General features: G+C 69.6%; 22 protein-coding genes. 14 read left to right on the forward strand and 8 right to left on the reverse strand.

The genetic code is table 11. From position 1 onward, the window contains the following. Window positions 1-4 precede the first annotated feature (4 nt). Entirely contained in the window at window positions 5-889 is an 885-nt protein-coding gene (locus ACFW0G_RS27890; RefSeq protein WP_378328371.1) for a hypothetical protein, read from the forward strand. 714 nt (window positions 890-1,603) lie between these two features. Here the strand turns inward: ACFW0G_RS27890 and ACFW0G_RS27895 are convergent. From ACFW0G_RS27895 to ACFW0G_RS27905, 3 genes are all read right to left on the reverse strand, one after another. Beyond that, window positions 1,604-2,020 carry an organic hydroperoxide resistance protein gene (locus ACFW0G_RS27895; protein ID WP_378328372.1) on the reverse strand — a complete coding sequence of 139 codons (417 nt, stop codon included), beginning with the start codon at window positions 2,018-2,020 and terminating at the stop codon, window positions 1,604-1,606. 2 nt (window positions 2,021-2,022) lie between these two features. Next, a complete protein-coding gene (locus ACFW0G_RS27900; protein WP_378328373.1) occupies window positions 2,023-2,967 on the reverse strand; it encodes an NAD-dependent epimerase/dehydratase family protein in 945 nt (314 codons plus the stop codon). 102 nt (window positions 2,968-3,069) lie between these two features. Continuing rightward, window positions 3,070-3,633 carry a TetR/AcrR family transcriptional regulator gene (locus ACFW0G_RS27905; RefSeq protein ID WP_378328374.1) on the reverse strand — a complete coding sequence of 188 codons (564 nt, stop codon included), beginning with the start codon at window positions 3,631-3,633 and terminating at the stop codon, window positions 3,070-3,072. Between the two features lie 204 nt (window positions 3,634-3,837). Here ACFW0G_RS27905 and ACFW0G_RS27910 point away from each other — a divergent pair, with 204 nt between their 5' ends. After that, on the forward strand, window positions 3,838-4,239 hold the full coding sequence (locus ACFW0G_RS27910; protein WP_378328375.1) for an amidohydrolase family protein: 402 nt from the start codon (window positions 3,838-3,840) through the stop codon (window positions 4,237-4,239). Window positions 4,240-4,468: 229 nt separating this feature from the next. Here the strand turns inward: ACFW0G_RS27910 and ACFW0G_RS27915 are convergent, their stop codons facing one another. The 3 genes from ACFW0G_RS27915 to ACFW0G_RS27925 are packed head-to-tail and all read right to left on the reverse strand — an operon-like array spanning window position 4,469 to window position 8,176. Then, on the reverse strand, window positions 4,469-5,443 hold the full coding sequence (locus tag ACFW0G_RS27915) for an AraC family transcriptional regulator (protein ID WP_378328376.1): 975 nt from the start codon (window positions 5,441-5,443) through the stop codon (window positions 4,469-4,471). A gap of 28 nt (window positions 5,444-5,471) precedes the next feature. Further along, a complete protein-coding gene (locus ACFW0G_RS27920) occupies window positions 5,472-6,584 on the reverse strand; it encodes an alpha/beta hydrolase family protein (protein WP_378328377.1) in 1,113 nt (370 codons plus the stop codon). Then, window positions 6,581-8,176, reverse strand: coding sequence for a bifunctional 3-(3-hydroxy-phenyl)propionate/3-hydroxycinnamic acid hydroxylase (locus ACFW0G_RS27925; protein WP_378328378.1), 1,596 nt, complete (start codon window positions 8,174-8,176; stop codon window positions 6,581-6,583). The genes ACFW0G_RS27920 and ACFW0G_RS27925 overlap by 4 nt, the downstream gene beginning before the upstream one ends. A 210-nt stretch (window positions 8,177-8,386) precedes the next feature. Here ACFW0G_RS27925 and ACFW0G_RS27930 point away from each other — a divergent pair, with 210 nt between their 5' ends. The 12 genes from ACFW0G_RS27930 (at window position 8,387) to ACFW0G_RS27985 (ending at window position 20,048) form a co-directional block, all read left to right on the forward strand. Further along, complete coding sequence (locus ACFW0G_RS27930; protein WP_378328379.1) at window positions 8,387-9,511, forward strand: FAD-dependent monooxygenase; 1,125 nt, start codon at window positions 8,387-8,389, stop codon at window positions 9,509-9,511. Window positions 9,512-9,525: 14 nt separating this feature from the next. Continuing rightward, complete coding sequence (locus tag ACFW0G_RS27935; protein WP_378328380.1) at window positions 9,526-10,668, forward strand: alpha/beta hydrolase family protein; 1,143 nt, start codon at window positions 9,526-9,528, stop codon at window positions 10,666-10,668. Between the two features lies 1 nt (window position 10,669). Then, window positions 10,670-11,608 (forward strand): VOC family protein, encoded by a 939-nt coding sequence (locus tag ACFW0G_RS27940; RefSeq protein WP_378328381.1) that lies wholly within the window; start codon window positions 10,670-10,672, stop codon window positions 11,606-11,608. A 34-nt stretch (window positions 11,609-11,642) separates the two neighbouring features. After that, on the forward strand, window positions 11,643-12,104 hold the full coding sequence (locus tag ACFW0G_RS27945; protein ID WP_378328382.1) for a lipocalin-like domain-containing protein: 462 nt from the start codon (window positions 11,643-11,645) through the stop codon (window positions 12,102-12,104). Continuing rightward, window positions 12,104-12,577 (forward strand): cupin domain-containing protein, encoded by a 474-nt coding sequence (locus tag ACFW0G_RS27950; protein ID WP_378328383.1) that lies wholly within the window; start codon window positions 12,104-12,106, stop codon window positions 12,575-12,577. Before ACFW0G_RS27945 ends, ACFW0G_RS27950 begins: the two co-directional genes overlap by 1 nt. Before the next feature lie 335 nt (window positions 12,578-12,912). Beyond that, the gene (ppk2, locus tag ACFW0G_RS27955) at window positions 12,913-13,731 is read left to right on the forward strand and encodes a polyphosphate kinase 2 (protein WP_378328384.1); all 819 of its coding nucleotides are present in this window, start codon (window positions 12,913-12,915) and stop codon (window positions 13,729-13,731) included. 88 nt (window positions 13,732-13,819) lie between these two features. Beyond that, a complete protein-coding gene (locus ACFW0G_RS27960) occupies window positions 13,820-14,017 on the forward strand; it encodes a DUF1918 domain-containing protein (protein WP_378328385.1) in 198 nt (65 codons plus the stop codon). Continuing rightward, complete coding sequence (locus tag ACFW0G_RS27965; RefSeq protein WP_378328386.1) at window positions 14,004-14,909, forward strand: universal stress protein; 906 nt, start codon at window positions 14,004-14,006, stop codon at window positions 14,907-14,909. The genes ACFW0G_RS27960 and ACFW0G_RS27965 overlap by 14 nt, the downstream gene beginning before the upstream one ends. A 41-nt stretch (window positions 14,910-14,950) precedes the next feature. Further along, window positions 14,951-16,111: a CHAD domain-containing protein gene (locus ACFW0G_RS27970; RefSeq protein WP_378328387.1), complete on the forward strand. Its 1,161-nt coding sequence runs from the start codon at window positions 14,951-14,953 to the stop codon at window positions 16,109-16,111. Between the two features lie 87 nt (window positions 16,112-16,198). Next, the gene (locus ACFW0G_RS27975) at window positions 16,199-16,807 is read left to right on the forward strand and encodes an HPP family protein (RefSeq protein ID WP_378328388.1); all 609 of its coding nucleotides are present in this window, start codon (window positions 16,199-16,201) and stop codon (window positions 16,805-16,807) included. Beyond that, entirely contained in the window at window positions 16,804-17,691 is an 888-nt protein-coding gene (locus ACFW0G_RS27980; protein WP_378328389.1) for a universal stress protein, read from the forward strand. Before ACFW0G_RS27975 ends, ACFW0G_RS27980 begins: the two co-directional genes overlap by 4 nt. After that, the gene (locus tag ACFW0G_RS27985; RefSeq protein WP_378328390.1) at window positions 17,688-20,048 is read left to right on the forward strand and encodes a phosphoketolase; all 2,361 of its coding nucleotides are present in this window, start codon (window positions 17,688-17,690) and stop codon (window positions 20,046-20,048) included. The genes ACFW0G_RS27980 and ACFW0G_RS27985 overlap by 4 nt, the downstream gene beginning before the upstream one ends. Before the next feature lie 574 nt (window positions 20,049-20,622). Here ACFW0G_RS27985 and ACFW0G_RS27990 read toward each other — a convergent pair. Together ACFW0G_RS27990 and ACFW0G_RS27995 are read right to left on the reverse strand one after the other, a co-directional pair. After that, window positions 20,623-21,204, reverse strand: a complete 582-nt coding sequence (locus tag ACFW0G_RS27990) for a hypothetical protein (protein WP_378328391.1) — start codon at window positions 21,202-21,204, stop codon at window positions 20,623-20,625. 249 nt (window positions 21,205-21,453) lie between these two features. After that, window positions 21,454-23,802, reverse strand: a complete 2,349-nt coding sequence (locus ACFW0G_RS27995) for a tetratricopeptide repeat protein (protein ID WP_378328392.1) — start codon at window positions 23,800-23,802, stop codon at window positions 21,454-21,456. Window positions 23,803-24,213: the final 411 nt, after the last annotated feature.

Consider the following 24,213-nt stretch of genomic DNA (forward strand, 5'->3'; position numbering starts at 1 on the left):
CGGGATGTCCGCCTTCCTGAGCGAGCTGGGCCGCAAGCTCGCGGAGAAATGGCTCTCCCTGCTGGTGCTTCCCGGGTTGTTGCTGCTCGGCGCCTGCCTTGCCGGCGGTGTCCTCGGGCAGGCGCACTGGGCCGACACGACACGGCTCACGGCCGTGGCACGGTCCTGGAGCACGGCGGTGCAGGCCTCGGGCGCGGTGCTCGCCGTCATGATCGCGGCGGCCGTACTGCTGGCCGCCGCCGCGCTCGGCGTCGCCGCGACGGGCCTCGGCTGGGCGGTGCGGAAGGTGTGGCTCGACCCGTGGCCGCGCTGGGCCGGCTGGTTGCTGGTGCGATCCCGGCGGGCCAGGTGGAACCGCGCGACGGCCGCGTATGAAACCATCCTGCTCGACGCGCGGAACGCCGACGACCCCGAGGCAGCGCGGCAGGAACTCGACCGGTTGGCCGGGCGGCGCAACCGGATCGGCCTCGTGCGGCCGGGCCGGCCAACCTGGATCGGTGACCGGATGGCCGCGGTGGACGCCAGGGTGTTCGCGGAGTACGAGCTCGACCTCGGCACGGCGTGGCCGCGGCTGTGGTTGACCGTGGCCGACGCGACGCGCACGGAGGTACGTGCCGCCGCGACGGCGTTCGGCGCGGCGGCCACCCTCTGCGGCTGGGGCCTGCCGTATCTGGCCCTTGGCGTGGTGTGGTGGCCGGCGGCCGTGCTCGGGCTGCTCATCGTGGTGACCGCCTGGCGTCGTGGCCGAAGCACGGTCGCCCTGTACGCCGACCTCGTCGAGTCCGTTGTGGACCTGCATGCCGCGGGACTCGCCGACGCGTTGGGCATCAGCGCGCCGCCGGACGCCGCGGGGGCCGAGATCACCTCGCGGCTGCGTAAAGGCGCGTGACAGTACCTCCACAGCGTGCGTTACGCGGGAGAACGCGGCCCCGGCGAGTACCGGCGCGATGGTGGCCAGCGGGTGCAGTTTGGCGCGAGGCCGGTGCCGATGAAGTCCGGCAGTCCGGGGTCGCAGGAGACCACAATGGACAGTCTGCAAGCGGAAGGAAATTCCGGAGAACACAGACTCCGGGTCATCAAGTCCGATGACCTGGAGTCTGGGGGCGCGCCATCAGGGACCCGAGCCCCGAACCCGCTGGTCAAGAGCCGAAACTCCGTTGTGTCGAATGATGCCGCGCGGGGCCTTTTCGTCTGCTCGGGGCCGCTTGGACAGTAGTGGCACGGCGGCCATTGCGCACTGTCCGAGCCTCGCTGTGAGTCAGTCCGGAACTTGCGCCAAAGGCGGCCTGTGGATCGTGGGACTTCGGCCAGTACGGCGACTGGATGTCGCTGTGGTCCCTGATCGTGGCTGCGGGTGGACAAGCGTGCTACCCAGGCTCCGGCCGAGCCACGCGAGCGGCGAGGCGGTCACGGGCTCGAACGGGGCGCGGGGTCGAACGCTCCAAAGCCGATGCTCAAGGAGCACCTGGTGTCGAAGGGGTTCTACCCGAGGACACCCCTGGAAACCACGAGGGACGATCTCCCCGCACGCGTTCCGTGAGCGAAGATCGTCCATCGCCTGTGCCCCATGACCGTTGTGCTCGCGGGTGCCGGGGCCCGCCGGTCAGACGGCCACGCGCAGTGTGACGTCGACGTTGCCGCGGATCGCCCGGGAGTACGGGCAGCGCCCGTGGGCGTCCTCGGCCAGCGATTCGGCGTCCTCTTGTGACAGCCCGGGAAGCGAGACGGACAGCTCGACGTCGAGCAGGAACCCGGCCTCGTCCTGGGCGAGGCTCACCCGCGCGACGACTGTGTCGCCGGACAGCTTGACCTTGCGCTGCCTGGCGACCAGTCGCAACGCGCTGTGGAAGCAGGCCGAGTAGCCCGCGCCGAACAACTGCTCGGGGTTGGTCGCCGTGCCGGAGCCGCCCGCTTCCTTGGGGAGCGCGAGGGCGGTGTCCAGCAGGCCGTCGTGGGAGCGGACCTTGCCGTTGCGGCCGTCACCGCTGGAGGTCACTTCGGTGGTGTACAGGGTCTTCATGGTCACTGTCCTTTCCGGACGGAGTGGGCGAACCAGGCGAGGGTCTGGGCGAGTGCTTCGCGCATGGGGGTGGCGCGGACACCGAAAGTGCTGGTGTAGAGGGAGTCGTCCATGACGAACGGCTCGGTGTGCCAGTAGAAGAGTTCGCGGTACTCGGCCATGAACTCCTCGTCGTAGGGGCCGAACGGTCCTGGCTCGCGCTGCACCGTGATCTGTGTCGGCTCGCCGGTCAGGTCGCCGATGACATCGTGGATCTGCCGGGTCGTGTACGGGCCGTCGACGGGCAGGTGCCACAGTTTGCCCAGTGCGCGCTCGTCGGAGCCGAGTACGGCGAGCCCGGCGGCGAGGTCGGGCACGTAGGTGTAGCTCTTCGGCAGGTCGATGTCGCCCAGCCCGAGCCGGGCCTCGCCGGTCAGCGCGGCCGGGAACACCGACACGCCCAGCGAGGACAGCAGAACGCGCGGGCCGAAGAAGTCGGCCGCCATGCCGAGTGTGACGCGGACGTCCCCGCGCTGGTGCGCGGCCAGGTATCGCTCGGTGATCGCGGCGCGCGTCTTGCCCTTCGGGCCCGGCGCGGCGAGCGGTGTCCGCTCGGTCATCGGCACCCCGCCGGTCGGGCCGTACTGGTTGAGCGTCTCGACGGTGACCAGCTTCGCGCCGCTGCGACCGACGACGTCGAGCAGCGCGTCCTGGATCACCGGCAGCACCTGCGGCTGCAACTGGTACGGCACGTGCGTGCAGTTGTAGACGACGTCGGCACCCTCCACTACCTCGGCGAGCTTGACCCGGTCGGTCACGTCGGCGGCGACCCGCACCGAACCGGCGATCCGCTCCCCGCCGCCGGACCGGTTCACCGTGCGTACCCGGTGGCCCCGGGCGACGAGCCGCTCGGCGAGGGTCAGGCCGACCGGTCCGGTGCCGAGGACGACGTGTAGTTCCTGGTTCATCGCTACTCCTCCCGTATTGAGTGGTTAACCACTCACACTATGAGTCAAAAGAAAAGCCGCGCGACGCGGCTGTTCTCACGGTGAAAGCTCAGTGGTGAAAACTCAGTAGTGGCGCAGGCCCGCCGAGAGCGTGTTCGCCCACGGCGCGTCGAGCTCGGTGGCACCGATCGCCACCACCAGGTGGCACAACGCCCCCCAGGCCATGAAGTGCTGGATCGCGTCGGCGTCCGCGCCGGAAACGCTGCGCACGTACTCGACGGTCCTGGCGTAGCTGCGCTGCACCACCTCGCGCACCGCGGGCTCGGAAGCCGCGGCCGCCTGGGCGTGCACCTGGACCAGTAACAGGTCCTTGTCGGCGATGAGCCGGGCGTATTCGTCGCCCATCGCCATCAGCACCTCATGCGGCTCGCTGCCGCGTGCCTTGGCCGCCCCCCTGGCGAAGCTGTCCCGCACGAGGTCGAAGCAGTGCTCGACGACCGCGACGAACAACGCCTCCTTGCTGGGGAACAAGCGATAGACATAGGCCTGCGAGATACCCGCTCGCTTCGCCACCTCGGTGGTGTTGGTGCCGTAGTAGCCACGGGCCGCGAAGCTGCTGACCGCGGTGCTGAGCACCACTTCCCTGCGTTCCTCCGCGGTGCTGAGCACCCGTCCCGTCGCTGCCATATGAGTAATAAACCACTCACACTTTCCCGTGTCAACCCCTCGACGCTTCCCGCCAGGCCGCCCAACCCGCGCCGCCAACGACCGCACACGAGCCGGTCAGCCGAAAGGCCAAGGTCCGTCCCGTTCGACAGCGTCCTGGCCCCGGCCGGCATGTGACCCTCCCGCGCCCTCCGATGACAACGGCCCCCATGCCGTAGGTCGCTTGTGGACGGTGGCGGTCGGTCGATCTTCGGTGGCGTCTCCGACCGATACCCCGGCGCCCGGATCATCCTGGGGCACATGGGCGATTTCCTCCTGGCCCAGCTGCACCGCATCGACGCCCGCTACCGCGACCTCGACCCTCGACTACAACGATCACTGGAGAAAGCGCCCTCGGAGTACTTCGGAACCAACATCACGATCACCACGTCCGGCGTTTTCTCGCGCGCGGCACCGCTCGGCACGATCCAGACAATCGGCGTCGACAACGTGATGTTCTCCATCGACTACCCTTTCGAACCGACCAGGGAAGCGGCCGAGTTCCTACACGCCGCACCGCTCTCCAGCCCCGACAAAGAAAAAGTGGCATACGCCAACGCCCAACGCATCCTGCGACTCACACCGTAGCCGTGCCCGGCCCGATCGGCCGCCACCGTCCACAAGTGACCGGCGGCACGGGGTTTACCCTTGGCAGGGAAACGACAAGGGGCTAGTTCGCGGCCCGCGTCCGGGCCAGTGGATTGATCGCGATTCACGACTTGACGCTTTCGCAATGCCAGGGAGAAAAATGAAGCCCAGAAGATGGCTGCCCCTTTCGGGCTGTCGGCCGGTGGCTTCGAGTGGCTGGAATCGGACGCTACCGCCGGGAGGCGGTGGTCGACGGCAGTTCGCCGAATCGTGCACGGTAGTCACTCGCGAACCGGCCGAGATGGGTTACACCCCAGCGATAGGCGATGTCGCCGATCCCGTCGTCGGTGGACAGGATGTCGTGGTGGATCCGGTCCAGCCGGAGGTTGCGCACGTAACTCATCGGCGACGTCCCGAGCTTCCCCCGGAACGCGCTGCTGACGGTCCGTGCGCTGCACCCGGCGGCTTCCGCGATCCGGCCGAGGGAGATCGGTTCGGACAGGTTGTCCTCGACGAAGGCGATCGCCGCGCGCAGCGCTCTGGGATGCGGCGTCTGGCCGACGCCGCGCAGCGTCGCGGTGTGCGTGTGGGGCTGGGCCAGCAGCAGCGCGGTCACGATGCACCGAAGCTGGTTCCGGCGCAGTTCTTCGCGCTGGAACAGCGGGTCGTCCGAGTCCAGCTGCTCGATCAGCGAACCGATCAGCAGCCGCACCGCGCTACCTCGCGGTTCGGCCAGGTCGAGCGGAAGGTCGAAGCGCACCGCGGAACCGGTCGGGCGCCCGGTGAGCGCCGCGAGTTCGCGCTGGACGAGGCCGGCGTCGATGCGCAGGCCGAGGAACCTCGTTCCCGGCCGGTTCGGCCGAAGGTCCTGCGCGTCGCCCGGATTGAACACCCCGGCCCGCGCGCGGCTCAGCACGGCCTGCCGGCCGCCCCGGCTCGCGGTGATCTCACCGGCCACGCCCAGGTTGACGAAATACGAATCCCGCCCTGGTGCCGCGCGCACCCGCACCGCCAGTGACGAGGCGAAGTAGCCGACGGCGAAATCCGCGGCCGCGACGCCGCGTACCTCGTGCTCGCCATCGGCGAACGGGCCCAGGGGACTGGCGTTGACCGCGCCGCCGAACAACCGGCCGGCCGACCGCAGCAGGTTCACCGGATTCTCGGACTTCGTGATGACGTAATCACGCAGGGGACTCGACAACATCGCTCACGCTCCCTGGTAGGCAAGACGATCATGCCATCGATCGAGCTGGCGGAACACTGCTCGAAGCGTGCAGCCGGTCGGTGAACCAGTCCGCGACCAGCACATGCTTGGCGTGCGAATGGTTGTAGACGCAGTGGTCGCCGTCGGGCCACTCGGCCCAGTGCTTGTCGGGCGATCCGGCGCCGTCGAACAGCGCGCGGGCGTTCTCGACCAGGAACACCCGGTCCGGTGTGCCGTGCAGGACCAGCAACGGGACCCGCAGGAGGGCAAGGCGTTCCGGGGTGAGCCGATAGCTCTCCATCGCGGACCGGGCCTGCTCCGGATCGTCGATCCCGAGCAGCGGCCGCACCTTCGCGGTGAACCGGGGAAAGCGGTCCAGGATCTCGGCGGGGCGCACGGTGCCGCCGTTGACACAGCAGGCCGCGAAACCCTCGCCCGCGCTCGCCGCCAGTGCGGCGAGGAACCCGCCCATGCTGTTCCCCCAGATCCCCACCCGGTCGCCGAGCCGGTCGTCCGCTCGCAGGGTCCGCGCGACCGTCTCGAACGCCTTGTCCACCTCCGGGGTCATCGTGCTGCCGTGGAACAGCCTGCTCTCGCCCTGCCCGGGACCATCGGCGAGGAATGCGGCGATCCCGCGGTCGAGCAGGTAGGTGGCGCCGACGTGGTACTCCTCTCGCCAACCGTCGAAACCACCGACGATCACCACGGTGGGCGGGGCCCCGGCCCCGGCCGGGCGCAGCAGCCAGCCGGACACGATCCCGGCCGGGGTGTCGATGTCCCGGTGCTCGGCGATCGGCTCGGTCAACGCGCCCGCGGCGCCGAAGGCGGTGATCAGCTTGCGGTAGAGCTCCCGTTTGCGTGGCTCGGTGTCGGCGAGCGGGACCTGCCCGGCCCGGAAACAGGCCGAGGCGAACAGATACCAGTCGCGGGCCGTCAGGGTGTGCCCCCCGGCCAGCGCGCGGTCCGCGCGAGCCATGTTCCGCTCGCCGAGTTCCTCGGCCGCCTCGTCCCACGGGCGGCCGGTGTCGACGAGCCGGTAGAGCTCGGTGACGTCGGCGAAATCCATGCCGTTGCCGACGAGCCGCCGCACCGGCATCGCCCGCTTGTGCGCCTCGGCCGCCGCTTTCCCACTCGGAGTCATGAAATGGCCGCGATCCGCACCGGTGCCCCGATCGCCCGGTCGAGCGCGTCGACGACCCGGCCCACCCCGCTGCTGTCCTGCGCGGCACCGAAGATGCGGAAGTCGGGGCGGTAGAGGATCATCGAGACGCCGGTCCTGGCGAAGTAACCGGCGTAGTAGCCGTTGATGTCGGCGGTGTCCTCGCCGAGGGCGACCACCCGGACGCCGAGCCGGTCGAGCACCGCGCGGTGCCCCGCGGTGAGGCGAGAGTCGGTGCCGGGAGCGAAGAGCAGGGTCCACCCGCTGCCGACCACGTCGTCGAATCGCCCGGTCTCCCCGCCGGCTCGCACCCGGCCCTGCGGGGCGAGCCTGCCGACAACCTCGGCCGCCCTGCCTTCGGCCCCGGTGTCCAGCAGCCCGTCCTGCAGGTGCGGAAACGGCGGCGGGGGCGGCACTTCGCCGCACCGGAACGCCTCGTCCCTGGCCTCGGCGATCTCCGGATCGAAGGTGCAGGACACCCGGCCCGCCTCGATGGACATCCGGATCAGCGTCTCCACGTGTGGCGCCCGCTCGATCTGGTAACTGTCCAGCAGGGTGTCCTCCGCGATGCCGCGCAGCACCAGATCGAGCCGCCAGGCCAGTGCCTTGGCGTCGCGGATGCCGGAGCACATGCCCTGTCCCATGAACGGCGGCATGACGTGCGCGGCGTCGCCGATCAGCAGGATCCTTTCGTCGCGCCACCGGTCGGCGAGCTTGGCCTGGAAGGTGTAGACCGCGTGCCGGACGAGCTCGGCCTTGTCCGGGGTCACGGCGTAGGGCGCGAGCAGGTCCCAGGCCACGCCGGGATCGCGGAAGCGTTCCGGAGCCTCGCCGGGCAGCAGCGCGAATTCGAACCGGCGGTGCCGGGTGCCGAGCTGGAACAGACAGTGCGGCCGAGCTGGATCGCACACCTGCCCGTTGTCGAATCCGAAGTCCAGCGGGACCTTCGGTACGAGATCGCAGACGAACCAGGTCTCCCGGAACCCGAAGTCGGTCTGCGTGGTGCCGAGCCGGCCGCGGACGAAGCTGTTCGCGCCGTCGGCGCCCACCAGGTACCGGCCGCGCACCGTCCGGGTCCGCGCGCCGGCGATCTTCTCGCCGTCCGGGGAGGTGGTGATTTCACGCAACGTGACTTCGACGTGGTCCTCGTGCCGGGTGAGCGCGGTGGCCTCCCAGCCCTGATGCACCGAAACGGTCGGCTGAGCCCGCACGGCCGCGTCGAGCGCGTCCTCGATCGACGGCTGATACATGATGTAGTCCGACGGCCAGCCGGAAATGCCGTCGGCATCCCAGTCGAACGTCAGCAGGGTCTCGCCGCGCGCGTTGCGGAACACGTACTTGGTGGCCCGGACCATGTCCCGCTCGATCCGCTCGGCGATCCCGAGGGACTGGAAGATCCGCATGATCTCGTGATCGACGTGGCCGGCGCGGGCCCGGCCGTACAGCCCGGGCCAGCGTTCGAACACGGCGACCCGGTGGCCGCACTGTCCGAGCAGGGCCGCCATGGTCTGGCCGACCGGGCCGTAACCGATTTGCACGACGTCGTAGGGCAGGTCGTCGTCTGGCTGGGGCATCGTTGCCTCCCAAGGATCTGCGCCGCCGCCGATAGCGGCTGTGGCCACGCTAAGCCGGTGACGGCGGGATCGGTGTCCGGTTCCGGAGATGCCTGTCCGATTCCGGCGGCCCGGAAAACGTTGCCGGAACCGGACAACGGCCGCCGGAAACGGACGGGAAAGCCGGGCTCACGGACCTAGTTTGGTCGAGCACATCGGCATGGAGGTCCTATGGAGAACAGTGACGGCACCCGTTCGGCGTTGATCGTCGGTGCCGGCATCGCGGGGTTGACCACGGCGAGCGCCCTGGCGCGGCGGGGGTGGAGTGTCGAGGTCGTCGAAACCGGCTCGGAGGGCGCCACCGCCGGGTGGGGGCTGAGCCTGACCGGCCCGTCGCTGCGGGCGCTCCACGGTCTCGGCCTCGCCGAGCACTGCCTCGCCGCCGGATACGGCATGAGCGTGATCACCAACGTGGACGCGAACGGGGTGACGACCCCGATCGAGCTCCCGCGCCTGATCGGCGACGATCGCCCGGCGATGGCCGGCATCGCGCGCCCGGAGCTGCACCGGATCCTGCGTGCCGAGGCGCTGCGGCTCGGCACGCGAATCCACTATGGACTCAGTGTTTCCCGCCTGGACCAAGGAAACGGTCAGGTACGCGTCGAGCTGACCGACGGAACGGCGCGCACCGTCGACCTGCTCGTGGGCGCCGACGGCATCCGCTCCACCGTCCGGGACCTCATCGGCCGGCCCACCCCGATCCGGTATCACGGCCAGATGGTGTGGCGGGCCCGCGTGCCGCGGCCCGGCTGGGCCACGAGCATTCACACGTTCGCCGGTGCCGGCCACCAGACCGGAGTCGTGCCGATCTCCCCGAGCCAGGCCTACGTCTTCCTCACCGAGAACGGGGTGCTGCCGGACGTGCTGCCGGACGCCGAGCTCGCCGCGCGCATGGGCGATCTGCTCGCGCCGTTCACCGGCCGGATAGCGGAGATCCGGCCCGAGGTCGCGCGGTCCGATTCGGTGGTCCGGCGGCCGGTGCAGACCGCGTTCGTCGACACGGCGTGGTCCGACGGGACCAGCGTCGTCATCGGCGACGCCGCGCACGCGCCCTCGCCGCAAATGGCCAGCGGGGCCGCGCTCGCCATCGAGGACGGCCTTGTCCTGGCCCAGGAACTGGACCGGTACGAGGACATCCGGAAGGCGCTCGAGGCGTTCACCGGCCGCCGCCGGGAACGGTGCTCGGTCCTGGTGAAGACCTCGGTCGCGATCGCCCGGCTCGAGCAGGAGCAACGGCATCGCGATGCGTATCCCCTCATCGAGGCTTGCCACCAGCGGATGGCGCAGCCGGCGTGACACAGGAGGTTCACTTGTCCGACAACACCGCCCCGTCCCTGTCCGAGGCGAAGTCGTGGTTGCGCACGCACCTCGCACAGCGACGCAACCCGTTCAACGCCATCGGCCAGGACGCCGCGGCGCGGTACATCGAAACGCTGCCTGGCGTCGACCCGGTCCGGTGGGCGGAGCACTGGCTCGGCGGTGCGGCGGAGTTCGCGGCGTCGGCCGAGCGGGCCGAGGCCGACGGCGACCGCGGCGACGCGCTGGAAAACTGGTGGCAGGCCTACCAATTCGCGTTCCTCGGGCGGTATCCGTCGCCCATCCACCCCGCCAAACTGGCCGCGTACGAGCTGGCCCGGAAATACTTCGCCCGGGTGTGCGAACTGGAGGACACGCCGGTCGAGCGGGTCAGCGTGCCGTTCGACGGCCGCGCGGGCGAAGGCGACTCCGTCTCGTTCCTGGTGGCCCGGCCGCCCGGTTCCACTGTGGACAGGCCACCGGTCGTGCTGATGTGGGGCGGAATCGACGTGTGGAAGGAGGAAAGCTACGCCCGCGGCCGGCTACTGCGCGAACGTGGTTTCGCCACGGTGCACATCGACAAGCCGGGAGTCGGGCAGTCCCCGGTGCCGGCAGGTCCGGACGCGGAACGCCAGTGGGATCCGGTGTTCGCGTGGCTGCGAACCCGGGCCGACCTCGACGCGGACCGGGTCGCGGCTCTGGGGTTGTCCTTCGGCGGGTACTGGGCGATGAAACTGGCGCACACGCACCGCGAACAGCTCACCGCCGCGGTCAACTGGGGTGGCGGCGTGCACCTGACGTTCCAGCCCGAGTGGCAGGAGAAGTCCCGGAACGCCTCGTCCTATCTGATGGATCTCATGCCCGCCCGCGCTCGCATCTTCGGTGGCCACACCTACGAGGACTACGTCGCGCGATGCCCCGAACTTTCCTTGCTGGATCAGGGAATTTTGGAACAGAAGTCGTGCCCGCTGTTACTGGTCAACGGAAAGGACGACCAGCAGAACTGCTCCGCCGACATCCACCTCGCCCTCGAGCACGGCGACCCGAAGACCGCACGGCTCTTTCCCGGCGGACACATGGGATCCGGCCCCGTCCTGCCCACCATCGTCGACTGGCTGACCGACCGGCTCGGCCACCCGGCAACCGAAGGGAACTGACATGCACGCCACCGGTTTGATCACGCACCTGCGGCACGTCGACATCGCGATGCCGAACTTCGCCGAGCAGCGCGCCTTCTACCGGGACACGTGGGGGCTGACGGAAACCGCCGACGACTCGGGAGTGTCGTTCCTCGCCGCCGAGGGCTCACCGGAGCTGTATGTCGTCCGGCTGCGCAAGGACGAGCGGAAACGTACCGACCTCATCGCGTTCGGCTCCGCCGGCCCGTCCGATGTGGACACCCTGACCGAGCGACTGATCGGTCAAGGGGTGACGCTGATCCACGAACCCCGTGTGCTGGACACACCGGGCGGCGGCTACGGCGTCCGGTTCTTCGACAACGAGGGCCGGGTGGTCGAGGTCTCCGCGGACGTCGCGGTCCGGGCACACCGGAAGATCGAGGCGCGCGAGTCCATCCCGGTACGGCTTTCCCACGTGCTGATGAACACGCCCACCCCGGAAGCGACCGTCCGCTGGTACATCGACCACCTGGGGTTCCGGCTGTCCGACACGATGCGTGTCGGCGACCGCGAGATCATGTGGTTCCTGCGCTGCAACACCTTCCACCACAGCTTCGGCTTCGTGCGTGGTCCGCATGCCGCGTTCCACCACGCCTCGTTCGAGATGCGCGGCGTCGACGAGTTCATGCGCGGCACCGGGCGGATGAACCGTCTCGGTTTCGAGCGCCTCTGGGGCCCCGGACGGCACCGTGCCGGGGACAACTCGTTCAGCTACTACCTGGACCGGGCCGGCAACACCGTCGAGTACACGACCGAGCTCGAGGTGATCGACGAGGACACCTGGCACCCGCACATCTACGACCTGACCGATCCCGCCAACGCCGACCAGTGGGGCACCGCGAACGAGATGGACGAGTTCATCGCCGCCCGCTCGCACAACGACGTCGACCGCGGCCTGTTCATCGCGCCGCCGATGTGACCGGGCACGGCAACCGAGACGAAGGAATCCAGTGATGACATCGGTTCGTGCCCGCCTGCTCGGCAGCTGGCGGATGATCGACTGGAAGGTGTTCCGTGGCCACGAAACGCGCGATCCGCCGCTTGGTCCGGCCGCGGCCTGCACCGGGCTGCTCATCTACACCGAAGAGGGAACGATGAGCGCCAATCTCATGCTCGCCGGGCGAGCGTCCTTCGCCGACGGGTCGCTCGACCGTGGCACGCAAGAGGAACGAGCCGAAGCGTACCGCTCGATCATCTCGTACACCGGCACCTACGAGGTCGACGAACCGACCGCCACGGTCGTCCATCACGTGCAGATCGCGACATTCCCGAATTTCGTCGGCACCGACCTCGCCAGAACGTGCGTCTTCGAGGGCGAGGACACGCTGAAACTCGACACTCCGCCGATGAAGATCGGCGGCGAATTGCTCGGAAGTTACATTCTCTGGCAGCGGAAAGGAACGGAGGTCCGATAATGCGGACATTTCGCAGAATCGTCACCGGCCATGACCGCGACGGACGATCCGCCGTCGCCGAGGACCGCGAATGTCCGCACGTCGAGATCACCGCCCACGCCACCGTGACCAACCTCTGGTTGCACGAGGGACGCCCCGGCAACGCGGACCCCTACCACGACCCGGTCGCTCCCGGGACGCCGCTCCCACCGCCGGCCCGGGGCAGTGTGCTCCGCGTGGTCGAGTTCCCGCCGCGTGGATCGGGTGCGGCTCCCTACGTCCATCGCACCGATTCACTCGACTACGCCTACGTCATCGACGGCGAGGTGTACAACGTCCTGGACAGGGACGAGACACTCATGCGCGCCGGCGACGTGCTGGTCCAGCGGGGCACCAACCACTCCTGGGACAATCGTTCCGACAAGCCCTGCACGGTTCTCTTCGTCCTGCTGGACGCCGATCCGCGACAGGGAGCAGACTCCGAATTCCCCTGATGATCGACCTTCCTTGGCGGTGAGGGAATTCTGCTGTCCGGCCCGGGCCGCCGGGGGCGGGTCCGGCATGGGGACCGCGATCGCTCTGCGACTCGCCGAGGAAGGTGCGACGGTCGTCATCGCCGGGTGCGACGCGGAGAAGTTGAGCCGAACCGTCAAGCAGGCTCCCGAGGGCAGCACGATCGTCCCCGGGCACCGGTGCGACACCAGTCCCGCGGCACGGCTGCGGGCCGGGGTCGTTGGTCCCCGATCCGCGGGACCTCGGACGCGCCGGTGGACTCTTCACACCCGGGCACGCGCGAGGTCGACTCGGGACATGAGGAACGGCGGCGGTGATGGTTGAGCGCAAGCGGGAGAAGCGGTTTCCCCGGCGGATCTACGAGCGGGAACTGCTGCGCCTGCAGGGTGAACTGGTGGTGTTGCAGGAATGGGTCCGGGCTTCGGGTGCGCGGCTGGTGGTGCTGTTCGAGGGTCGTGACGCGGCGGGCAAGGGCAGCACCATCAAGCGGTTCACCGAGCATCTCAACCCGCGAGTGGTGCGGATCGCGGCGTTGCCGAGGCCGACCGAGCGGGAACGGACGCAGTGGTACTTCCAGCGGTATGTCGAGCACCTGCCGGCGGCGGGGGAGATCGTGCTGTTCGACCGGAGCTGGTACAACCGCGCCGGGGTGGAGCGTGTGCTGGGGTTCTGCACGGCCGAGGAGCATCGCCGTTTCCTGCAGCAGTGCCCGACGTTCGAGCGGTTGCTGGTCGATGACGGGATCCTGCTGCGCAAGTACTGGTTTTCGGTGAGCCAGGCCGAGCAGACGCGGCGGTTCCGCGCCCGTATCGACGATCCGCTCCGCCGCTGGAAACTGTCCACAGTGGACCTGGAATCGGTGCCGCACTGGGCGGAGTACTCGCGGGCCAAGGACGACATGCTCACCCACACCGACACCACCGAGTCACCGTGGTACGTCGTGGAAAGCGAGGACAAACGCCGCGGGCGGCTCAACATGATCAGCCACCTGCTCGGCTCGGTGCCCTACCACGAAGTGCCACGCCCGGCACTGGAACTCCCGGCGAGTCCGCCGGCACCGGCCTACCCGCGCACCGATCGCAGCCTCCAGCACTACGTGCCTGATCACGCTGAGACGCTCCTGCGCCACCGATGACCTTTGCGGCCTTCGCCGGGCCGTTCGGCTCTAAGCCGGCAGGCCGGTGCGGGTGACGCTGGTGGAGAACCGGCGAAGAGGAGGAGCGATGTACGCCCAACCTGGCGACTGGCTGGTGATCAAGGGATATCGGGTGGACGATCCGGTCCAGCGCGGGCAGATCCTCGAGGTCCGCTCGGCGGACGGTGCACCGCCGTACGTGGTCCGCTGGCTGAGTGACGACCACGTGTCGACGGTGTTCCCCGGTCCGGACGCGGTGGTGGAGCCGAGCCATGCGACCTGCTAGCGAACGCGCAGTCGTCGTCGGCATCGACGGTTCGGAGTCCGCGCGGCTGGCCGCGGTGTGGGGAGCCGAGGAGGCGGTCCGGCGCGGGCTTCCGCTGAGACTGGTCAGTGTGTACACGGTGCCACGCGTCGGACTGGGTTCGATCACCGGCTCGGTCGAGGCGATCCGGGACGGCCTGGAGGCGCAGGCTCGGGTCCGGCTCGAAACCGCGAGCAAGTCGGTGCGGGCGCTCTATCCCCACCGGCCGGTCGAGCTGGCGGCCCGCGAGTGGAACCCGGTCGCCGCGCTCACCCAGGAATCGGAGCGGGCGAGCCTCGTCGTCCTGGGATCCCGGGGCCTTGGCGGATTCACCGGTCTGCTGGTCGGATCGACGGCGGTCGCACTGGCGGGACACGGACACTGCCCGGTCGTCGTCGTGCGGGGCCGGACGCCGAACACCCCGCCGCCGGTCACCGGGCCCGTCGTCGTGGGACTGGACGGATCGGCCGACAGCGTGTCGGCATTGGCGTTCGCCTGCGAGGAAGCGTCGTGGCGGCGGGCGCGGCTGGTGGCCGTGCACACGTGGAACCCCGCGCTGGCCGACGGCAAGCCGCGGCCACATCCGCTCGATCTGGACCCGGCCGAGGTGGATCGCGAGGAACGGCGGGTGCTGGCCGAACAACTCGCGGGCTGGCAGGAGAAGTATCCCGAGATCGCCATCGACCGCGTCGTCGCGTGCGGGCGGCCGGTTCAGACGTTGCTTGACCACGCGGAGCGCGCGCAGCTGCTCGTGGTCGGCTCACGGGGCCTGGGTGGCTTCCGGGGGATGATGCTGGGGTCGACGAGCCAGGCGCTGCTCGCCCATTCACCGTGCCCGGTAGCGGTGATCCGGCAGACCGGCGAAGGTTCGTGACCGCGCTCCCCGCGCCTCGGCGACCGATGCCCACGGACGCCGTGACGACCGAATTCTTCGACACCACCGGCCTGAGGTTGCTCAAGCAGGGCTTCGCGCTGACCCGCCGGTCCGGAGAATGGTGGCTGCACACCCAACGCCGCTGCGTCCTGCTGCCCTACGGCGCGCGCGAGACCGGAGCGGCGGCGCGGCTTGTGCTGGCTCCTGCCCGGGGAGTGGAACTCGAACCGGTCGCGGCGACCGCGACAGAGCCGGGCGAGAACGCCGGGCTCACAGTGGCCAAGCGAATTCTGGCCGACCGGCTCACGCGTCCCGAACGGGTGACCGACGGTTCGGCACGAGACGCGCTTCTCGTGACGTTGCACGAAATGCTCGGAAGAATCGCCGAGGCCGACGTCGATGTCCGGCTCGGTGAGCGCGCCGCCGCGGTCCGCCTGCGTGTCGCTGTCCGGTGCGTCCGCGACCTGCTCGGCGTGGCGGCTCCTGCGCTCGGCGGACGACTGGGCGCGGGGATACGGCGTGAGCTGGGCTGGCTCGCCGCCGAACTCGCGCCTGTTCATGAGGCCGAAGTGCTGGTCCCGCGACTGCGTCAGCGGCTCGCTGCGCTGCCTGAGGAATTCGCCCGAGAACCCGCCCAGGCACGCGTCACCCGGTACTTCGCCGACTGCGGCCGGGCACGCGCGGCCGCGGCGCTTGGTTCGCGAAGGTACCTTCAGGTGCTGAACGCCATTGACGTGCTTGAGGTCGTGCTGGCCGAAACTCCGCGCACACGGTGGCCGAAGGCCGCTCGACGTCCGGCGTCCGCGGTGCTGCCGTGTCTGGCAGCGTCATGGACGAGAAAAACGACGCAGGAACTGCGCCGAGCGAGCCGAGACCGGGGGCTGAGTCAGGCGCGCCACGCGGTGGAGAAGCTTCGATGCCTGGTCGACGCGGGCCGTCGAGCCGGGATCAGCACCCGAAGCGCCGAGGCGTCGCTCGGCACGGTCGGTGATCTGCTCGACGAGCAGCACGTCGCGGTGACGGCGCATCGGCATCTTCGCGCGCTCAGAACACAGGCCGCCGACGCGTGTGAGGACACCGCGGTCTTCGACGCCCTGTTGCGTGCCGAGATCGCCGCCATCGACGAGTACGCGGCGCGGGCCGCCGAAGCCTGGCAAGCGGCGCACCCGGCGTTGAGTCCATTGTGGACCAATGGGACGTAGGTCCCGTGGGGTGGTGACCAAGGCATGCGGTGCGGTGGGACCGGCCCGAATACCGTCGGTGGCAGGCCGCGAGCAGGGAGGTAACCCATGCGAGCCCGTGACGTGATGACCGCGCCGGTGATCACCGTGGATCCGTCGACGACGGCGAAGGAGGCGGCGGAAATCCTTTCGTCGCGCGGATTCACCGCTCTTCCGGTGGTGGACGACGACGATCGCCTGATCGGCATCGTCACCGAGGCGGATCTGATCCGCGACCGTGTTCCGGCCGATCCGCGCCATCGTGGCGGCGACCAGCACACGGCCCCCGAGCCGACGGTCGGCGGGGTGATGACCACCCCGGCCACCGGGATGGCGCCGGGCACCGACGTCGCCGACCTGACTCGCGCGCTGGTCGATTCCGGGATCCGCGCGATGCCCGTCGTGGACGGCGCGAAAGTGATCGGCATCGTGACCCGCGGGGACATCGTCCGCGTGCTGGCGCGGGACGACCGCGCGATCCTGAACGACGTCCGGCACCACCTGGGGATCTACGGCGGGCCGGACCGCTGGACCGTGGCAGTGGACGACGGTGTGGTCCGGGTCGTCGACGCCTACGACGACGAAACGGACCGGCACGTGGCGACTTTGCTGGCCCGCGCCGTACCCGGCGTGGTGGATGCCCAGGTCGTCTCCGAACACGAGGGGAGCACCCGATGAACGACACCATCCTGGTCGGAACCGACGGTTCGGACGACGCGCGACGGGCCGTGGCCTGGGCCGCCGAGACCGCGGCCGTGCACGGCGCCGGCCTGCGGATCGTGAGCGCGGCCAACATCGCCGGGCTGTACTACGGTAGCGGCGTCGCGTTGGGCGAGGGCATGCTGAACGACCTCGTCCAGATGACCGAGGACGCCGTGCGGCGCGCGGCGGAGGTCGCCCGCTCGGTGGATGCCGGGATACGGATAGCGACCGAGACCTGGCGTGACGCACCGATACCCCGGCTCATCGAGCTGTCCCGGGACGCGCGGATGCTGGTCGTGGGCGCGGGGCAGGGGGGACTGTTCGCGACGCTGCTGGGTTCGACCACGTCCGCTGTCGTGGCCCACGCGCATTGCCCCGTCGCGGTGGTTCGTGGCCGGGACGGCACGGGCCAGGCCCCGGCGGAAGGGCCTGTGGTGGTCGGGATCGATGGCAGCCCGACCAGCGAACGCGCGGTCGCTGTCGCATTCGAGGAGGCGTCGCTGCGGAAGGCGCCGCTGGTGGCGCTGCACGCGTGGAGCGACGTCGTCTACGACTCCACCCGCGGGAGCGCCCGGCTGCTGCCGCAGCGGGAATCGCTGATGGACGACGAGGAACGGCTGCTGGCCGAGCGGCTCGCCGGCTGGCGGGAGAAATACCTGGATGTCGAGGTCAGCCGTGACCTGCGGCTGGACCGGCCGCGGCACGCGCTGCTGGAGCTGTCCGAACAGGCGCGGCTCGTGGTGGCCGGCAGCCATGGGCGCGGTGGCTTCACCGGGATGCTGCTGGGCTCGACCAGTCAGGCACTGGTCCAGCACGCGCGGTGCCCGGTGCTGGTCGTGCGGCCGGAGGTGACCCGATGACCGCGGTCGAAACGCGAGACGTCGCGCTCACCGGCACGGAACTGTCGCAAGTGGACGCTCAGTGGCGGGCAGCGAACTACCTGTCGGCGGGGCAGATCTACCTGATGGCCAATCCACTGCTGGCCGAACCACTGCGGCGCGAGCATGTCAAGCCGCGGCTGCTGGGGCACTGGGGGACCAGTCCCGGGCTGAACTTCGTCTACGCGCACCTGAACCGCGCGATCGTCACGCACGGCACCGAGATGCTGTTCGTGACCGGCCCCGGCCACGGTGGTCCCGCGCTGCTGGCCAACACCTGGCTCGAGGGCAGCTACACCGAGGCCTGGCCCGAGATCACCCGGGACGCCGACGGGATGTCCGCGCTGTTCCGGCAGTTCTCCTTTCCCGGCGGAGTGCCCAGTCACGTCGCGCCGCAGGTGCCCGGCTCGCTGCACGAGGGCGGCGAACTCGGATACTCGCTGGCGCACGCCTTCGGCGCGGCATTCGACAACCCCGGGCTCGTGGTCGCGTGCGTCGTCGGGGACGGCGAGGCGGAGACCGGGCCACTGGCGACGAGCTGGCACGGCTGCCGCTGGCTCGACCCGGCGCGCGACGGCGCCGTGCTCCCGATTCTCCACCTCAACGGCTACAAGATCGCCAATCCGGCGCTGCTGTCCAGGATCGCACCGTCCGAACTGGACTCGCTGCTGCGCGGGTACGGCTACGCACCGCTGTATGTCGAAGGCAGTGACCCGGCGACGATGCATCAGGCGATGGCGGCCGCTGTCGACACCGCGCTCGCCGATCTGGGCAGGATGCGCGGCACCGGCACGCGCTCCGCGTGGCCGATGATCGTGCTGCGCACACCGAAAGGCTGGACTGGACCGTCCATAGTGGACGGCAAGCGGGTCGAGGGGAGCTGGCGGTCCCACCAGGTGCCGCTGCCGGAGGTCCGGGACAACCCGGAACACCTGCGGCAGCTGGAGTCCTGGTTGCGGTCCTACCGGCCCGAGGAACTGTTCGACGCCGACGGCGTACCCACCGCCTCCGTGCGGGCGCTCGTTCCATCACCCGCGCTGCGGATGGGGTCGAGCCCGCACGCCAACGGCGGCCGGATCCTGCGGCCGCTGGGCCTGCCGGACGTCGCGGCGCACGCCGTCGCGGTCACCGAACCCGGTTCCGTGACCGCGGAACCCACCCGCGTTCTCGGCCGGTATCTGCGGGACGTGTTCGCTCTTTCGGCGGCTCGGCGGAACTTCCGGCTGTTCGGCCCGGACGAGACGGCCTCGAACCGGCTCGACGCGGTCTACGAGGTGACCGCGAAAGCCTGGCAGCTCGCGACGACGGCGGACGACGAGCATCTCGATCCCGACGGCCGCGTGCTGGAAGTCCTGTCCGAGCACCTGTGCCAGGGCTGGCTCGAAGGCTATCTGCTGTCCGGGCGGCACGGGCTGTTCTCGTGTTACGAGGCGTTCGTGCACATCGTCGACTCGATGCTCAACCAGCACGTCAAATGGCTGAAGACGCACCGGAAGATCCCGTGGCGGCGCCCGGTCGCGTCGCTGAACTACCTGCTGACCTCGCACGTCTGGCGCCAGGACCACAACGGCTTTTCCCACCAGGACCCCGGATTCGTCGACCACGTCGCGAACAAGAGCGCCGAGGTCGTGCGGGTCTACTTCCCGCCCGACACGAACACGCTGCTGCACGTGGCCGACCATTGCCTGCGCAGCCGCGACTACGTCAACGTCATCGTCGCGGGCAAGAACGACACCCCGGTCTGGCTTGACGCCGAAGAAGCCGTGCTGCACTGCGCCCGCGGCGTCAGCAGATGGGACTGGGCGAGCGCGCACCCCGGCCGCGAGCCGGACGTCGTCCTGGCCTGTGCGGGAGACGTGCCGACGATCGAGGTGCTCGCCGCCGCGAAACTGCTGCGGGAACAGTTGCCCCAGCTGGCGGTGCGGGTGGTGAACGTCGTCGACCTCATGCGGCTGCAGCCGCGTTCCGAACACCCGCACGGGATGTCCGACCGTGAGTTCGACGCCCTGTTCACCACCGACCGTCCGGTGCTGTTCGCCTACCACGGCTACCCATGGCTGATCCACCGCCTGGCCTACCGGCGGCACAACCACGCGAACCTCCACGTCCGCGGTTACACCGAGCACGGCACTACGACGACGCCGTTCGACATGCTCGTGCTCAACCGCATGGACCGTTTTCAGCTCGTCATCGACGTCATCGACCGCGTCCCAGGCCTGCTCGCCACCGCTGGCGCGTTACGGCAGCGGATGACCGAATCGCGGGAGCGGCACCGTCGCTGGATCCGCGAACACGGCGAAGACCTCCCCGAAATCCGTCACTGGACCTGGAACGGCTGAGCGTATCCGCAACTCCACGACAAACGAGGCTCGAATAAGACTGGCCGCACTTGTTCGTGGATTCCGACCGCGCATGTCGATCACATGTCATGATCAATGTCGGTTGCTTCGACCGCACTATGGCGTTGCCCGCGATCAAGCGTGGCAGTACGCGAGGTACCTCCAGGTCGTTCGACCTCCGCTTCGCTCTGAGCGCTCCGCAGTGTCGCGTGCGTCGGCGAGGGGCCGCCACGTTGCCAGCCGCACGACCACCGACAGCAGCGCGAAAATGGAACAGGTTGTCGTGCGAGCGATCGGCAAACGCCGCTTCCCCGGATCGATCGATGAGCGGCAAGAGCGGACGTTCCGTTTCCGCCGCTCAGCTGCGCGTCGGGTGGTGTGCAGGGTCTGCGGAACATCGAGGTAGCGCTTCCGAGGCAGGCTGGACATTCGCTGACGTTGTGCGCGTGCGGTACCTGCTGCCCGACCGCGCGGACTCCGAGCCGTGCCGGCCGGTGCTGCGGGCGTGTTTCGGGGACGTGCGCCCGGCCCATCCGGCCATGAGGTCGACGCTCGGCTACCCGCTACCTGAGTCTCACCACTGTCGTGGAGGGTGCTGGCCGTAGCCGGGTTGCGAGGGTGGGCCGTAGCCCGTCTGCGGCGGGTATCCGGGCGGGATGGGCGGGCCGGGGTGGACCGGTCGCCGGGAGGCGCCGAGATAGCGGAAGGTCGACGGCAGTGCCGCCAGGATGAGCACCAGGATGTTCAGCACCATTGACAGCAGGTTCAGGACACCGGCCAGCGGGACGATCGCCAGAAGCCGTACGTAGTCCAGGGAGTCCCCGCCGGTCAGCACGGCTATGGACACCAGGGCCAGCACATTGAGCGCCGCGCCGGTCAGCAGCAGGATCGCACCGGCCTTCACGCGGGCGAAGACGAGGATCGAACCCACCAGCAGCAGGAGCACGGTCGGCACCAGATGCCCGAGACCGATCGCGGCGGACAGGCCGAAATCTCGCGTGACGTCGAGGCCCGGCACGAAGGAGGAGCCGTCGATGAGGATCTTGACGATGGCCAGGACGGCCGCGGTGATCGCGGTGCCGCCGGACGGCCGAGCCTGTCCCGGGTACGGGGCGGGGCCCGGCCACCCCATCGTGGGCTGCTGGGGATGTGTCATGCGCTCATCTTGCAGGAAGCGCCGGGGAATCGAGCCGGATGGCCGAAACGGGTCGGCAGGGCTCGGCGGCGTCCCGGTTCTCAGCAGTCAACTGCATCGCGCTGAGAAACGTCCGCTATTCGGCATGTGCGTGCATTCATTGGAATGCGCGATAAGCGGCATGTGAGCGCGTTGCGAGAACTGCGCCGCGAAGCAGCCTTGTCGATCATGCGTTTGAGCGGCTCTCCGTCTGGCTCAAGTCTGTTCGCGCTATAGGTTCTGCGGCACCGCGTGCGGGGCTGGATCATCTCGTTCGTTGTGGTGGATCGCCGCGGTGCCGGCGGATGTGTCGAGCGCGTCCAGATGTTGTTGGGCACGCTCGGCGTCGTCATCCCGGTGCTGGGCCCGGTACAGCCCCAGCGCTTGTTGCCAGTGGTCGCGGGCTTGCTCGTGGTGGCCGAGTGCGTGGTGGGTCTGGCCGATTTCTTCGAGGGTGTCGGCCTGTTTGCAGGTGTCGCCACGGGCGTGGAAAAGGGCAAGGGCCTGCTGGTAGTAGTCGAGGGCCTGGGCGTGCTGGCCGGTGTGGTGGGCGATGTAGCCGAGGCTGCCCAGCGTGTATGCCTCGGTCTCGCGGAAACCGTGGTGGCGGCACAGGGCGAGTGCGGCCTGGCAGTGGTCCCTGGCGTGCTCGTGATCGCCTAGCCGGGCTTGGCTCCAGCCGACCATGTTCAGCGCGTCGGTCTCGCCCGCGAGGCTGCCGTGGGCGTGGAACAGGCGCAGGGCGTGCTCGGCGTGTATCAGAGCCGCACGGTCGTCGCCGCGTTGTTCCCACGCCCAGGCCATGTAGCGATGGACATGTCCCCGACTGTCGGGATCCTCGGCGCGCTCGGCGAGAGCGAGGGCCTGCTGGAGGATCTCCATCGCCTGCTCATGGTGGCCGAGCAACACATGGGCACGGCCGAGGTAGCGGCGGATCAGAATCTGCGCGGCAGTGTCGCAGAGGCGGTCGGCGGCGGCCAGGCCGGCCTGCCAGACGGCAAGGTGGCTCTCGTCGGGCCCCGACTGCCAGCCGACGCTGCGCAGGGCCCACGCCAGCTGCCACACCCGCCGGGGCCAATCCAGTGAGACGGCGAGTTGCTGGGCTGCCAGAAGGTTGGGGCGCTCGGTGTCCAGCCAGGCGATGGCCGCTGTGAGGTCAGCCGGCCGGCGGGGACGGCAGCCAGGCTCTGCCGGGTCGAGCGGGACCGCGGTGAGGTAGGGGTAGAGCAGCCGGTCGACATCGGCGGCGGTGTGCAGGTAGAAGTCGACCAGCCGCCGCAGCGCTGTGTGCCGGTCGTGCTCGTGCGGTGGATGACGCGTGTGATCGGCGGCGAACAGCTTGACCAGGTCGTGCATGCGGTAGCGGCCGGGTGCGGGTTGGTGGAGCAGGGACAACCGTTCCAGCGCTCGTAACGCCTGGACCGCGTCGTGATCGGGCAGGGCGGTGAGACTGGCGGCGGCGGGCAGGCTGATGTCCGGGCCGGGCGCTGCGCCGAGCAAGGCGAACACCCTGGCGTGATCGGCCCGCAGGGCACGATCGGTGCAGGACAGCGCGGCCCGGACGCTGGCGGTGGGGTCGCCGGCATCCAGGGCGTCCAACCGGGATTCGGTGTCGCCCAGTTCGGCGGCGATCTCGGTCAGCGGCAGATCGGGGTGGATGGCGGCGCGGGCGGCGACCACTGCCAACGCCAGCGGGAGACCAGCGCAGCGGGCCAGCAGTTCGGTGACTGCCCTGGGCTCGGTGGCCAGCCGTTCACTGCCCACCCGGCACGTCAGCAGGTGCCGGGCGTCGGTGTCGTCGAGAACGTCCAGTGGCAACGGTGTCGCGCCGTGGGCGGCGACCAGGCCGGCCAGCCGGTCGCGGCTGGTCACGATCACCGCGCAGGACTCCCCGCCGGGCAGCAGCGGGGCGACCTGTTCCGCGTCGCGGGCGTTGTCGAGCAGGATCAGCATGCGCTTTCCGGCGGTCAAGCCGCGGTATAGCGCGGTTTGGGAGTCCAGGTCGGCGGGGATCGCGGCCGGGGCGACGCCGAGGGCACCCACGAGCACGCGGGTGGCCTCCGCTGCCGTCATGGGTGTCCTGTGGGGGGTGAAGCCGCGCAGGTCGACGAACAGCTGCCCGTCCGGGAACCGGTCGGAGTTGGTGTGTGCCCAGCGCAGCGCCAGCCAGCTCTTGCCGATCCCGCCCCCGCCGACCGCCGAAACCACCACCATCCCGCCCTGCCCGGCGGCGTCGAAGGCCTTGTCCAGTACCGCCAGTTCGTCGTGACGGCCGACGAACACCCCCGGCTGGGCGGGCAGGTGCCGCGGCATCGAAGCGGCCAAGCGTGGTGGACCGTGGGGGCTGTCCGAGAACACGCTTCCTGCTGCGGCGGCCAGCAATTCCTCGTACAGGTCCGGTTCCAGGCACAGGGCTTGGGCCAGCTGCCGCACCGTGTGTGTGCGGGGGTTGGTGCGCCGGCCGGATTCGAACCCGCTGATGGCGCGGACCGACACGCCGGAGCGTTCGGCCAGTTGTTGCTGGGTCTGTTGCGCCAGCTGGCGCAACTGCCGCAGCAGTACGCCGAATCCCTCCGCCACAGCACACCCCAATACCCCCGGGTGACCGTCCTCCCGTTGCTCTGCGGCACGGGAACCACATCCCGTGCCGTGGAAGTGGCCACGACGACTAGCCATATATGGCTAGCCGTATGTCCTGTTCCCGCGGCCGATCGTTACCGCATGCTCGACCGTGCCGGGCAGCCCCTCGACGGGGGCTGCCCCGTGCGCCCAGATCGTCGTGGCGCGCGGTACTCGACGGCGATGTCGATGGAGGGGTCATGGCCTCGTGGGGACGTGGACGCACCCGGCTAGCCATCCGAACCCGACCGCGATCGTGTCGTCGCGCGATCGCGGTCGTGCTGGCGATGGCGTTGACGAGCTCGCTGGCGCAGGTGGGAACCTCGTCATCGCCACTCGCGGCAGCGGCGCCGAAACCGGTGCCGCGGGACC

Origin of the sequence: Amycolatopsis sp. NPDC058986 (assembly GCF_042741125.1) — a bacterium.
Classification (GTDB): Bacteria; Actinomycetota; Actinomycetes; order Mycobacteriales; family Pseudonocardiaceae; genus Amycolatopsis.

Bases quoted from the DNA above. Each gene is read 5' to 3' on its own strand.
- ACFW0G_RS27975 (WP_378328388.1), top strand. From the start codon at position 16,199: ATGCGAGCCCGTGACGTGATGACCGCGCCGGTGATCACCGTGGATCCG.
- ACFW0G_RS27980 (WP_378328389.1), top strand. From the start codon at position 16,804: ATGAACGACACCATCCTGGTCGGAACCGACGGTTCGGACGACGCGCGA.
- ACFW0G_RS27895 (WP_378328372.1), bottom strand. From the start codon at position 2,020: ATGAAGACCCTGTACACCACCGAAGTGACCTCCAGCGGTGACGGCCGC.
- ACFW0G_RS27920 (WP_378328377.1), bottom strand. From the start codon at position 6,584: ATGACTCCGAGTGGGAAAGCGGCGGCCGAGGCGCACAAGCGGGCGATG.
- ACFW0G_RS27965 (WP_378328386.1), top strand. From the start codon at position 14,004: ATGCGACCTGCTAGCGAACGCGCAGTCGTCGTCGGCATCGACGGTTCG.
- ACFW0G_RS27945 (WP_378328382.1), top strand. From the start codon at position 11,643: ATGACATCGGTTCGTGCCCGCCTGCTCGGCAGCTGGCGGATGATCGAC.
- ACFW0G_RS27960 (WP_378328385.1), top strand. From the start codon at position 13,820: ATGTACGCCCAACCTGGCGACTGGCTGGTGATCAAGGGATATCGGGTG.
- ACFW0G_RS27915 (WP_378328376.1), bottom strand. From the start codon at position 5,443: ATGTTGTCGAGTCCCCTGCGTGATTACGTCATCACGAAGTCCGAGAAT.
- ACFW0G_RS27940 (WP_378328381.1), top strand. From the start codon at position 10,670: ATGCACGCCACCGGTTTGATCACGCACCTGCGGCACGTCGACATCGCG.
- ppk2 (WP_378328384.1), top strand. From the start codon at position 12,913: ATGGTTGAGCGCAAGCGGGAGAAGCGGTTTCCCCGGCGGATCTACGAG.
- ACFW0G_RS27905 (WP_378328374.1), bottom strand. From the start codon at position 3,633: ATGGCAGCGACGGGACGGGTGCTCAGCACCGCGGAGGAACGCAGGGAA.
- ACFW0G_RS27930 (WP_378328379.1), top strand. From the start codon at position 8,387: ATGGAGAACAGTGACGGCACCCGTTCGGCGTTGATCGTCGGTGCCGGC.
- ACFW0G_RS27990 (WP_378328391.1), bottom strand. From the start codon at position 21,204: ATGACACATCCCCAGCAGCCCACGATGGGGTGGCCGGGCCCCGCCCCG.
- ACFW0G_RS27925 (WP_378328378.1), bottom strand. From the start codon at position 8,176: ATGCCCCAGCCAGACGACGACCTGCCCTACGACGTCGTGCAAATCGGT.
- ACFW0G_RS27890 (WP_378328371.1), top strand. From the start codon at position 5: ATGTCCGCCTTCCTGAGCGAGCTGGGCCGCAAGCTCGCGGAGAAATGG.
- ACFW0G_RS27900 (WP_378328373.1), bottom strand. From the start codon at position 2,967: ATGAACCAGGAACTACACGTCGTCCTCGGCACCGGACCGGTCGGCCTG.
- ACFW0G_RS27950 (WP_378328383.1), top strand. From the start codon at position 12,104: ATGCGGACATTTCGCAGAATCGTCACCGGCCATGACCGCGACGGACGA.
- ACFW0G_RS27985 (WP_378328390.1), top strand. From the start codon at position 17,688: ATGACCGCGGTCGAAACGCGAGACGTCGCGCTCACCGGCACGGAACTG.